This is a genomic window from Chryseobacterium sp. SN22 (assembly GCF_008329705.1).
Lineage (GTDB): Bacteria > Bacteroidota > Bacteroidia > Flavobacteriales > Weeksellaceae > Chryseobacterium.
The window spans coordinates 100,897-113,215 of the sequence record NZ_VTSX01000015.1 but is presented as its reverse complement, the minus strand read 5'-3'; the positions used below and the strand labels follow the sequence as shown (position 1 = coordinate 113,215).

At 39.3% G+C, this 12,319-nt stretch carries 12 protein-coding genes; all 12 read left to right on the top strand.

Annotation, left to right across the window (positions count from 1 at the left end; translation table 11 throughout):
- Positions 1-48: 48 nt before the first annotated feature.
- The 12 genes from FY557_RS11790 to FY557_RS11735 all read left to right on the top strand — a co-directional run bounded on the left by FY557_RS11790 (position 49) and on the right by FY557_RS11735 (position 12,314).
- Entirely contained in the window at positions 49-864 is an 816-nt protein-coding gene (locus tag FY557_RS11790; protein ID WP_149247445.1) for a hypothetical protein, read from the top strand.
- Between the two features lie 84 nt (positions 865-948).
- Positions 949-1,392 (top strand): hypothetical protein, encoded by a 444-nt coding sequence (locus tag FY557_RS11785; RefSeq protein WP_149247444.1) that lies wholly within the window; start codon positions 949-951, stop codon positions 1,390-1,392.
- A gap of 22 nt (positions 1,393-1,414) precedes the next feature.
- A complete protein-coding gene (locus FY557_RS11780) occupies positions 1,415-2,260 on the top strand; it encodes an SH3 domain-containing protein (protein WP_149247443.1) in 846 nt (281 codons plus the stop codon).
- 37 nt (positions 2,261-2,297) lie between these two features.
- Positions 2,298-2,693 carry a hypothetical protein gene (locus tag FY557_RS11775; RefSeq protein WP_149247442.1) on the top strand — a complete coding sequence of 132 codons (396 nt, stop codon included), beginning with the start codon at positions 2,298-2,300 and terminating at the stop codon, positions 2,691-2,693.
- Positions 2,694-2,732: 39 nt separating this feature from the next.
- On the top strand, positions 2,733-3,197 hold the full coding sequence (locus FY557_RS11770; RefSeq protein WP_149247441.1) for a hypothetical protein: 465 nt from the start codon (positions 2,733-2,735) through the stop codon (positions 3,195-3,197).
- Positions 3,198-3,312: 115 nt separating this feature from the next.
- The gene (locus FY557_RS11765; protein ID WP_149247440.1) at positions 3,313-4,026 is read left to right on the top strand and encodes a hypothetical protein; all 714 of its coding nucleotides are present in this window, start codon (positions 3,313-3,315) and stop codon (positions 4,024-4,026) included.
- 134 nt (positions 4,027-4,160) lie between these two features.
- Positions 4,161-4,691, top strand: coding sequence for a hypothetical protein (locus FY557_RS11760; protein WP_149247439.1), 531 nt, complete (start codon positions 4,161-4,163; stop codon positions 4,689-4,691).
- 408 nt (positions 4,692-5,099) lie between these two features.
- Positions 5,100-6,062 (top strand): hypothetical protein, encoded by a 963-nt coding sequence (locus FY557_RS11755; protein ID WP_149247438.1) that lies wholly within the window; start codon positions 5,100-5,102, stop codon positions 6,060-6,062.
- 190 nt (positions 6,063-6,252) lie between these two features.
- Positions 6,253-6,657: a type VI secretion system tube protein TssD gene (gene tssD / locus FY557_RS11750; protein ID WP_185151712.1), complete on the top strand. Its 405-nt coding sequence runs from the start codon at positions 6,253-6,255 to the stop codon at positions 6,655-6,657.
- 268 nt (positions 6,658-6,925) lie between these two features.
- Positions 6,926-9,421: an ATP-dependent Clp protease ATP-binding subunit gene (locus FY557_RS11745; protein ID WP_149247436.1), complete on the top strand. Its 2,496-nt coding sequence runs from the start codon at positions 6,926-6,928 to the stop codon at positions 9,419-9,421.
- A gap of 40 nt (positions 9,422-9,461) precedes the next feature.
- Positions 9,462-10,334 carry a lytic transglycosylase domain-containing protein gene (locus FY557_RS11740; protein ID WP_149247435.1) on the top strand — a complete coding sequence of 291 codons (873 nt, stop codon included), beginning with the start codon at positions 9,462-9,464 and terminating at the stop codon, positions 10,332-10,334.
- A gap of 42 nt (positions 10,335-10,376) precedes the next feature.
- Positions 10,377-12,314 (top strand): type VI secretion system Vgr family protein, encoded by a 1,938-nt coding sequence (locus FY557_RS11735; RefSeq protein WP_149247434.1) that lies wholly within the window; start codon positions 10,377-10,379, stop codon positions 12,312-12,314.
- Positions 12,315-12,319: the final 5 nt, after the last annotated feature.

The window sequence follows — 12,319 nt, the reverse complement described above, 5'->3', positions numbered from 1 at the left end:
TTATTATTCGTATTGTATAGCTGCAGCGAAAACAAAACGGGTAGGAGTATGATTGACCGTATCAAAGATAAAAATAAGACTGTACCGCAACCTGATTGGTCAGATGACTGGATTTTTGAGAAAACATCAGCAGATGCTGATGTTCCTGAAGAGCAGTTTACCCTGACCATCATTCAGGAAGGAAACCGGATTAAAGCGCAATATTGTGCTATTGCTAACAGCGGTGGAAAGATTGATTGTGAAAGTACAAAAGAATATAACGTTTCAGGTGAGATCCGGGATGGAAAAATCACGGGAGAATTTTTTAGTTTTTTTGATTCTTCGAGAAATAAAGGAAAGTTTGAAATCTCTTCCTTAGATCGAGGTAAAATCCAATGGAAAGTAGTAAGTCCTCCAAAAGGAACATTTTACGCTCCGGATCGCTGCGTGTTAATAAGAAAAACCGGAAGCTTTCAATCTCAAAATTCAGAAAGTAAAACAGTAAGTCTTTTACCAATTGATTATAAAGATCTGGAAAGCAAAGTGAAGTTTGTAAATCAGCCTGAAGAGTGGTTGCAAAAATCATTTATGAAAAAATTTGATCTTTCGGCTGATAGAAGTGCCAAAATCTTTTCGAAAGATGGTTATGATGTATATCTTATTGAAAATCTCGGAGGAGACAGCGAACTTGTTTATCTGATTTCCGTGAAAGGTAAGTCCGTAATGGGAGGAATCAGTGTTGCAGACAGCAACGGCGACAGCAATACGGTAAAAACATTCTCAATAAACGAAAAAAATGAGATCTCGATTTTTGATGAAACGAATGGTAATCGTAAATTATCAGAAAAATATTTTTTTGACAAAGGTGAATTTAAAAAGAAGTGATTGTAAAAATTAAATTGGATACTAAATTGATCACGCTTAAACGTAATTTTATTTAGTTTAAAATAGAATACACAAATAATCTGGATGAAAAAACTATTGATATTATTTATTTTAACTCTTTTTTCTTGTAAGGAACAATCTGATAAGCAAAACGTAAGAAATAAAAATTCACTTATTGATTCTTCAGAAGTTTCCAAAAATAATTTTGATAAATGGCAAGGAGTGTATTCTGCTGAATTTGAAATTACAAGGGCTGATGGTGATTTTAAGGTAAATTATAATATAAAAGTTGTGAGTAAAGAAAAAGTTCTGATTAATGAAAAAATAAATGATGAGGGCAATAGTATTTCAGAACCTTTTATTGAATCAGGGTCAGATGATAAACTAGTCATTAAATCAAAAACGGATAATACTGTAGAATATATTATTTCCAAAAGCGGTAATCAATATTATTTGATGGGCAATACAATTTACATGCTTAATCCTCCAAATGACAAATATGTTTTAAATAAAGAAAAAATTGACTGAATTCGGATAAGACTACACAAAGATGAAAAACTATATGATTATATTCTTAATCGCAATAATCAGCTGTTCCCAAACGGCTGATCAGAAACAGATTACTTATAATGAAGAACATCAGATTGCCAATGAAATTGATGAAAAATCTTCATCATTAAAAAATAGTTCCGGACAAAAGACACATGGAACATTTGAGACCTACGTCAATAACAAATCTTTCTTTATCAGAACTTTTGATATCAACAAAGATGGAATTGCTGATAAAGTAGTCAGCAACGTAGCCTATGAAGGAGAAGATTTGTTTGTATTTTTCGGAAATAAGGCAGGAGGCTATGATGAGGTTTTGGAAACAACGAACTTTTCTGAGGATGGCGGAAATATAATTAAAGATATCTATGAAATCGCTGGTGAAAAAGGCTTTATGGTAAAAACCTACTTTCCTGACAAAGGATATTATGAGAAAGAATTTTATATTGTTCCGGAAAATAACACCTGGATTCTTAAAAATACCATTTATAAAACAATGTCAGATGTTTCAGAGAATTCAGTAAAATATATTTGTGACGTTATGCAGAATATCAATATTACAAAATCAGGTTGGTCGGAAAAGCTTCAGCCGATTCCTGATGAAAATGAAAGAAACAGGAAATGTCGTACAGAAAGTGTTAAAAACTCTGTAAAACAATATATTATTCAGGATCCGGATGGATATACAAACTTAAGAAAAGATAAAAACACATCTTTAGCGATTTTACAAAAAATTAATTCTGGAGAAAGTATAGAGGTTATCAATAATACAGGAGACTGGTTCTTAATAAAAACTAAAAAGGGAATGACAGGGTATGTGCATAAAAGCAGAGTACAAGTGAATTAAATTTAATAGTCATTTTCATGATATTTTATCAATTGCTATGAAATCAATAATCTGTTTCATCATTTTATTCATTAATTTTATAGGTCAGCCTTCTTCACAAGGCCAGGATGCCAATGAAAAAGAATGGATCGGCAGCTATCATTTTTCGGCAAAAAACCGGGACGGTATGAAAACGAGTTTTGACATACAGATTATCAAGCTTAATAACGTTACCGTAAAATACAGCAATGATGAAAGTAAACCGAAGATCTACAAAAATATTAAAAGCAAATTTATTCAAAAAGATAAAATAAGCATCGCTTTTAATCCAAAAGATAAAGAAATGGGAGCGATATATGTAGAAAAACTGGATGATGATTTTTTTATATCGGGAAGTCCTATTTATTTTATTAATCCGGGAAATGATGATCTTCCTCTAAAGAAAGTGAAGTGATTAGATGGACTCCATAAATTTAGATAGACATACATAAAAATGAAAAAATACATTACCGGATGCCTGTTAATCATCATCGGCTGTTTCAATACGCCATTGAGGTCAATGAATAAGAATAATGACTGGCGAATCATGGTCGGTAAAGAAGGAATTGCAGGAGGATATGGATCTTTTGTCCTGAGTTGCGGGTCCGGTTGTGCCATATCGTATACGGCAGAAAAAGTTCAACGCAGTCTTCCCCGAATAACGGTTACCTTTAAGGTGGAGATGTATCTGGACGGGCAATTATCGGATACTTATTATGAAACCTATGTATTTTCATATGATACGGCCGGCCGCATCAGGAACATCTATCCTAAAGGAAAAAGTGAAGACGTATTGAAAAACGGGTTGCCTGCTACCCAAAAATCATTCAGGGATTTTGCTGATGAATTGGTGAAGAAAGACAAGAATTCCCGGAAACCGCCCAATCAAAATGATTTGAAAAGTAAAAATTCTTTTTGAAGATTTTCTTTAGCCTATGAGAAACATTTTAAAAGCAGCATTAAACTTAGGAGTATATTTATGCTTAATCCTCTTATTTGGTTGTAATAAAAGCAGGCAGGAACCTCGGCCGAAAATGGCTGCAAAAGCTGATACAACAGTAAAGCAGAATACCGAACCCCAGGCAGATAAGAAATATTCCTGTAAAGATCTGCTGAAAGAACTCGTTTTATCAAGTAATCTGGAAGCTTTAAAGAAATTCAGGGAAACAGCGATCAGAATTGAAAATATTTCAGACAATAAAATTACCATCGAAGTCTACGCAAAGGAAATGTCGGACCGGACCGGCGAATTGCGTACCGTTGAAAATACGGTAGCGTGGCTGGAATTTATCCCCGAAAGTAAAAAGCTTTACGACATAACGGCAGATCCCGAATCGCCTGTTGATCTGAATTATGATAAAACCCTCTTCACCCGGCATTCAATTTCTGAATTATGTGGTCTGAAAACAGCTGAGCCTGTTCAGCAAAAAACAGATGTTTCCTGTAAAGAAATTACCGGCGAAATGGCATCCGGCCAGGAATGCATCTTATCTTCAACCACCTTTGAAAAAGCATATCAAGATCTCATTAACAAAGGAGCCGTAAATGATTCAAAATATCTTCCGAAGCAATTGCCGGCAAAAAATACATCAATGGAAATCAATAAAGACGGATTAATGAATATCGATTTTAAAATAACGGGCAGTAAAGTAAGTATTGAAATGTTGTATGCAGGAGGAACAACCGATATTGCTTTTGAAAAACAGGAAAATAATGTAAAGAGAACAGTGATCTATAATGCTGATTAATAATGACCTGAATTAATGCCATAAATCTGAGATAAACAATTGACAGATTTTAATATCGCAATTTAGACCAAAAAATATGTTCCGATGAAAATTTATGGTATTTTTGATCAGACAACCAAATACGAAAATACGGTATGATCAGAAAAAAACTTTTCGGACTTTCACTCATCGCCGGACTGGCTGTGGTTTCCTGCAGCAAGAATGAACCGAATCACACAAAAGCCAGACCGGAGTCATCCGTTGTTTCATCCCCTGCGGATCATGCTGTAGATCCGGTGAAAAAACAAAACACCGGACAACCGGAAAAAAACATCGGAGCACCCGAAGAGAAAAAGCCGGAAGCTGAAGTTTCCAAAAAATCGGTAGAAGGTAAATATGTAGCTGTTTCCTGTGATGGCGGAAGATTCTCTGTCGAATTTAAAAATACCGGCGGCAAGCCGGTTTTCAAAATTTTTGATAAAGGAAAAGTAATCGCAACAGGAAATGTTTCTACAGAAACCGATGAGAAAACCGGGGAAATTACGGAAATTGACATGGGAGATATCGGAGGCCTGTATGAAGGCGATAAAATCATTATCCAGAACTACGGGAACGCCATGAATGAATTCGATCATTTTACCCAGTGCGGCGATAAATACCTGGAGTTTACCAAAGTAAATAAATAGCCTGAACGCGAAGTAGAAACTGGTTTAAAGGCTGGAAGAGGGGAGCGGGAGGCTGGAAGTTTCTTCGGTCACCATATCGATACCAGTTCAAATATCAAATGATCGTGTTTACACTCCGTAAATAACAGACTCCATTTTAAAATTCCAGATCATTTCCTGTCTTTTTTATTTTAAATAACTGGAAACAAATTAAGTATCATCGAATTCACGTTATTATAAAAGATCACTTGTAAATTTTCCACTCCGCCATTGCTGAGCGGAGCGTCTTTGCGAACAAAAATCAAAACCATTATTCAAAAGCACTTTGCGGACGTTATGTTTAAAATATCCGCATTCAACTATCATTAAAACAATTTTGTAAAATAAAAATTTTCCTCTAAATTAGGTTGAGCCAAAAACAAAAATAATATGACCATTCATTTTATTCTTTCCGGGGAGACGCTGGAAAGCATATCTGAAGAAATTCATCTCGAAAACCCGAAATACCTCAAAGAATTTCACAATGCCCATTGTGCAAGGGAAGACATGATCCATGAAGCTCTGGTTCCGGGAAAAAAGCTGGTGGTTCCGGATCTGGGCAGAATCCGCGAATACAACAGCCGGAATGATGCCGCTTTTAAGCATCCGAAATTAAATCCGGACATCCCTTTCCGTCCTGAAAATTTCAGTAGAATATTTTCAGTGGTCAATAAAGAAACCGAAGATAACGGGCTGGAAGAAAACAGCAACACGCTTACCTATACTGTCTCATTAAAATGGCTGAAGACAGAAGGAAATTACCACTTCTTCCAAATATTTAAAAATAATTTTTCAGAAGGAAACGGCAGCATGGTGGCCGATCTCGCTGCAGAATCGATCCGCTCCCTGAATCCGGTTGAGGTAAAGACAGATCTTAAAGGGAATATTCTGCAGGTGTCGTTACCTGAAGAAACCCTCAGGGATTTCAGAAAAATAAAAGAAAGGCTCACCGATTTTTTTCCGGATCATTATGCAAAAACTTATCTTGACCAATTTGAAACGGCCGTGCTCAACCAGCGCCTGTTCAGCAGCAGGATGAAAGAAGATGTTTTTATTAAAACCTATTTTGCAGCCTTACGAAACCGTTTTGAAAACGGAAAATCCTTTCTGAAACAATCGGTCGGCGAGGAAAATATTCACATCGATATCCGGCAGCAGGTGGAAAGTCCGGATTACGATCGGGAAATAGTTCTGATTCAGGACTCGGACCCGGCAGAAACAGACAAAAGTTTTAATGGAAAATATAGGCTGGATTCACATTCCGGTATGGTGAATGAAATTGAAATCCGTTATGCTATTTCCCTTTTCGGTGTTAAAAACAACAGTTTTTTTACACTGAAAATGCTCTCTTAAATCGTTTGTTATCAGGCTGATGTTAAGTATTTGTTAAATCTAATATCGTAGAATTACGACATCAAATCGTAGAATTACGACAAAATTTAAAATTGAGATTTAAAAATTTTCAAAAAAAAGATTGCTGTTTTATCTTTGTATCACAATCATCGAATCACAAAGTATTATTAACGATTAAAATTTACAAATCATGGCAGCAAATTCAAGAGGAATCTTAAAATTCAACGGCGGCGAAGGCCAAAAATTATTAAAACTAAATTACAGTGTATCAAGATCTACGGATGTTTCCGGTAGGGTAGCTTCAGACCCGTCCAATGCATTGATCAAGCTTACCGTAGAAGCCACTGAAAAATCAGACATCCTGGAAAGCTTACTGAACGGGAAATACAAGCCTACGACAGGGGAGGTGACCTTCAATAAATCCCACGAAGAAGGCACCCTGATTACCCTGACATGGGAAAACGGTTATGTGATCCAGCACCAAGTGGAATTTGATGCGGTAGATGAAAACAGCATGCTGATCAGCTTCGTAGTAAGTGCGGAAACCATCAATTATGGTAACTCTGCTTATGAAGGTCTTTGGCCATCAGTATAAAAAGGATTGTGTATAAATACCATATCAAAAAAGGCTGTCCCTGAAAGACAGTCTTTTTTTAACTTTAATTTATAAAATATGGTATGCGATGAATAATATTGGTATGTCACATTTTTAAGACATATTTTTCATATTTTCCGAAAAATCAATATCTTAGTAAACAGTAAAATTCAGTCGGTTATGGATTGATTTTTGCTGCATTTCAGCGGATAAAACCAATGAATACACCAATACATCATACAGAATATTAATTTGAGAATAATACACAATGGGAGTACTAGTAACCAACGAGACGGTAAAACAGCTTTTTCATATTGCACAGTCGATCGCCAAGGAAAATTACAATGCAACTTATGGCGCACCACATATCCTGCAGGCTTTAATGCACAGAGATATCGGCCTTAGTGAATTCCTGAAAAGCATCGATAAAGATCCGGGATATTTCTATGAATGGGCAGACGTGCGAATCGAAGACTATCCGAAAACTACCCACTTGCCCGATGAAGTACGGGAAGATGAATCGGTAGACCAGATTGTTGAAGAAGCAGATGATGTCCGGTTGAAACTCGGGTTGGATGAAATTACCCCGGTCTGTATCCTGACAGCCATCGTAAAACCGCAGGTTGCTTTTACTTTACAGCAGCTGAAATCACTGCCCCTCAGAGAACACGAAATTTTTAATTTATACAGGAAAGATACCCCGTACGAAAGTTCCGGAAATGCAGACTTTTCCTCCATTTTTTCAAATGGTTCCGAATATTCGGACAATTCTTTTCCGTCGATTAAAAGCTATTGCGTCGACCGGACCGCCCAGGCCAGGAAAGGCGAGATCGAAAATATCATCGGACGGGATAAAGAGCTGAGAATGCTTGTTGAAATTTTATGCAGAAGAAGTAAGCCGAATGTAATTATCATCGGTGAACCCGGCGTAGGGAAAACTGCATTGGTAGAAGGTTTTGCCACTGAAATTATTAAAGGGAATGTTCCCGATATGCTTAAAAACGGGACTTTACTTGAACTGGATACCGGCGCTTTACTTGCCGGAACTTCTTACAAAGGCGAAATTGAAGACCGCCTGAAAAAGGTAATCAACGAATGTAAGAAAATCGAAAAAGCTATTCTTTTTATTGATGAAATTCATACGTTGCTCGATCCGAAAGGAAGCATCGGTAACGTGGCGAATCTATTAAAACCTGAATTGGCAAGAGGGGAAATTACTGTTATCGGAGCCACGACCCAGGAAGAATACAGAAAAATTATCGAGCCGGAACAGGCTTTCAACCGTCGTTTTGAAGTCTTGACCGTCAATGAACCGGATGAAAAGACCTGTGTTAAAATGATTGATGTTCTTTTGGACGGTTATAAAAAACACCATGGTATCGAAGTAGAAAAAACCGCCCTTCCGGAATGTGTAAGGCTCGCCAAAAGATATGCTAAAGGAAAAAAGCTTCCCGATGCAGCTATCGATCTGCTGGACCGTACCATGGCCGCCATCAAAATGCTGGACGAACTTTCTGAAAAAGAGCTGGAAAGCTGGAAAACAAGCTATGATGAAATCCTGAAAGAAGAATTTTTTGAAGAAAAGGATAAAGCCGATGAACTGATCTGGACCTATAATCTACTCAGGGATAAAATCAGCCCGATTTTATGGGGATCGTTAAGCGAACAGCCACAGATCGACAATTCGATGCAGGTTGAACAGATTCAGAAGATTATTGAAGATACCTATGCAGAGCTGTTACAGCATGCTTCCGTAAAAAGGGAAAAGGTGGACCGTCTGGAACTGGCAGCCGTAATGGCCGCTAAAACCAACATCCCGATCGGGAAAATTCAGGCGCAGGAAAAAGAAAAGCTCCTGAATATGGAATCCCTTTTAATGAACAGGGTAGTTGGTCAGGATCATGCCCTGAAAATCCTTTCGGATGCAATTGTTGAAAACCGCAGCGGACTTAATAAACCGGGGCAGCCGATAGGGTCGTTCTTCCTTCTGGGACCTACCGGGACAGGAAAAACCGAGCTGGCCAAATCCATGGCAGAACTGCTTTTCAATGATGAAAAAGCTATGGTGCGATTTGATATGTCGGAATTCAAGGAAGAACATTCCGCAGCCCTCTTATACGGTGCGCCTCCGGGATACGTAGGATACGAAGAAGGCGGAATGCTGGTGAATAAAATCAGACAGCAGCCGTACACCGTAGTTTTATTCGATGAAATTGAAAAAGCGCATCATTCGGTATTTGATGTATTTTTACAGATCATGGACGAAGGAAAAGTTCATGATAAGCTTGGAAAAGAAGGTGATTTCAGCAACGCGCTGATCCTGTTTACCTCAAACATAGGAAGCGAGGAAATCGTGAAGCAGTTTGAAGAAGGGAAAATTCCGGAATCCAACTCTTTGATGCAGATCATGTCGAATTCAGGACGGTTCAGGCCGGAATTTCTGGCAAGAATTACGGAAATTATCCCTTTTGCTCCGATCACGGAATCTATTGCAGAACGGATTTTCAATATTCAGCTCAAATCATTGCACACTTCACTCACAAGACTTGGAATGAGCCTGAAAATCACTGATGAAGCTGTGAAAAACCTGGCTTTGGGCGGATTCAGCAGCAAATATGGAGCAAGGCAGATTTCCGGAGTAATCCGTTCCCAGCTGGCGAGGCCGATTTCTAAAATGATTGTAAGGGAAGAGGTAAAATCAGGCCAGATCATCCATGTCGACTGGAATTCGGAAGAAGAAAAGCTCGATTGGAAAGTAGATTGATTTCACAAAAAATCAAGGCCTTTATCATATAATTATAAAAATGAAAATGAATCTTAAAAATATCTTACTGGCGGCGATGCTGCTTATGGCTACGCCCATGGTGAATGCCCAGTTCCTTACCGCTTCCGATACATCGGAGAACAGCGTAAAAAGATATAAAAGCATCATTAATGCCAATAAGGAAATTGTAGATTTTATTGAGTATTCTTTGGTTCAGAAAGGGTTGCCGAGGCATTTGAGGAACCTGGCTCTGATTGAATCCCATTTCAACAGAAATATTACCTCAGGAGCCGGTGCGGTAGGGGTATGGCAGTTTATGACCGCCCACGCCAATCAATATGGACTGACAGAGCAGAACAGGAATGATCTTTATAAAAGCACCAAAACGGCAGCCGTTTCTTTAGCCAACCTTTATAAAAAGTATAACAACTGGATAACAGTAGTGGCTGCCTATAATTGCGGGGAAGGAAATATTGCGAAAGCCATGGCTGCTGCTAATTCTTCACAGTATCACGTATTTTATAAATTTTTGCCTGAAGAAACCATAAACCATGTTAAAAAATATCTTAATGCCTGCTATGCCACGGGAGAACTTCAGGCAGTGCTGAGCAATTACAATTCTTCAAGAATGAATACGGTATTCTTTGCAGACGGCGGAAGCAAGAAAGACAATTCACAGCTGGCAGAAACCGATATCAATGCAGGATTTAACTTAAATATCATTGCAGACGAGCTGGACGTGGATATGGAAAAACTTCTTTCATGGAATCCCGGAATCAGCGATGAGCTGAAGCAGAAAGGGCAGAGTACCCTATACCTGCCAACCGATCTGATGCCCGATTTTTTATTGAGAAAGACTAAAATTCTCTCCAGATCCGTTAAAGAATCAAATACACCAACCATCAGGCAGTAGCCGTTGAGAAATCATGTTTAACCTATCCAAATCACAGGAAATATGAAAACAGAATCACAAGATATAGCAAACAGTCCTTCATTCCGTCCGTCACAAAATGCCGACGGAATTTCCCAGAACCACCATACCGGAATCAACAGGCTGGTAAAGCTTTCCCTGGTTATCGAAGGAAAAGTGATCCGGTATTATAAGCATTTTAAGCTTACCCAGAGTGCAAAACGCCATCATGAATTCAGTGTAACATTGGCTCATGACGCCCTGGGTGGCCGCCAGACCCATACTTTGGAAGAAGCCAATAAATTTCTCGGGAAACGTCTGACCGCTGTTATTTCCTATAAAGATATCGATAACAGTCCTGAAAGAACTTTTGTGGGCGTCATCACCGGAGTAGGTTTCAGCCAGGAAAAAATGAGCCTCGGAAATATTGTGCTTACGGGATACAGCCCGACCATCCTGTTGGACGGTGCGCCTCACGTTCAGAGCTTTGGCGGTGCTTCTCCGGTAAATATGGGGATTATTGCCAATGAAGTCATCAGGCAGGGGATTGATTCCAGCCGGTTTGATGTGAGGGTGGATACCAATGATTATTCACAGATTATTTACAGCAGTCAGTATGACGAAACACATTATAATTATCTGGCAAGAATGGCTGAAGCGTATGGCGAGCAGTTTTATTACGATGGTGAAGTTCTGCATTTTGGGAAGCTTCCTCCTCAGAATAAGCCCATCAAATTAACGTACGGAAGCAGTGCGAATGATATCAGGGTGGAATTAAAGGCGGTTCATACCAAACCGCAGTTTTACGGCTATAACAGCAGTAAAAATGAAAAGTTAACATCCAGCGAAACACCGATCCAGCATGTGAGTGATCTGGCAAAAACGGCCTATGCCCACAACGATAAGATATATAAAACACCGGCTTTACAGGTAGCTCCTATTAAAGCGTCTACCCATCTCGATGTAGAATATTCACAGAGAAGCACAGCGGGGAGTGAAGCGGTGAATGTGTTTTCCGTATCGGGACATACTACCGTTCCGTTTTTACATCCCGGATGCGTTGTAGATGTCCAGATGAGAAAAATAGACAGCAACGAGTCGGATTATTTTACCAGGATTATGGTGACAGAAACATCTCATGAAATCGATACCATCGGTCATTATACCGGAAGTTTTGAAGGCATCGCTTCGGATACAGGATTTATGCCGAAGCCGGAATTCAAGGTTCCGAAAGCGGAACCTCAGATCGCAACGGTCGTTTCCAATGCAGACCCGGAAGGGCAGGGCAGGGTACAGGTGCGGTTCGACTGGCAAAATAATGATACCACCCATTTTATCCGAATGATGAGCCCGGATGCAGGCGGAACCGACCAGATCACCCAAAACAGAGGCTACGTAGCAATTCCGGAAGTCGGGGACCAGGTCATGGTGAATTTTGTACACAGCCATCCGGACAGGCCTTTCGTAATGGGAGGAATGTTCCACGGCGGGGTCGGGCTCGGCGGCGGTGCGGACAACCGGGTGAAATCCATCCAGACCCGAAGCGGTCACCGGGTTGTTTTTACCGAAGATGAAAGCATCATCATTACCGACAAATCAGGCAACGAAATTCATCTGGATACCACCGGAAGCAATATAACCATCACCGCTCCCGAAACCATGACGCTCAACTGTAAGAATATGAACATCAACGTCGGGATGAATATGACAACAACGGTCGGAATGAATAAATCCGATACGATTATGGTGAACCATACGGAGAGTGTAGGCTCCATGAAATATCTTTCTACCGGTGCCGATTTCATGACGAATGTGGTAGGAAGAATGAGTCATTACGTGAAAGGCGATATGGAAGTTTACGGAGAAAAAGAGCACAAGCTCACTTCTATGAAAGGTGTTGAAATCAACAGTGAAGGAAAGGTGGAACATCACGCAGAAAAAGAAGTTCAGAATAACAGCGGCGAAAAATCCAAAAATCACTAATTGAA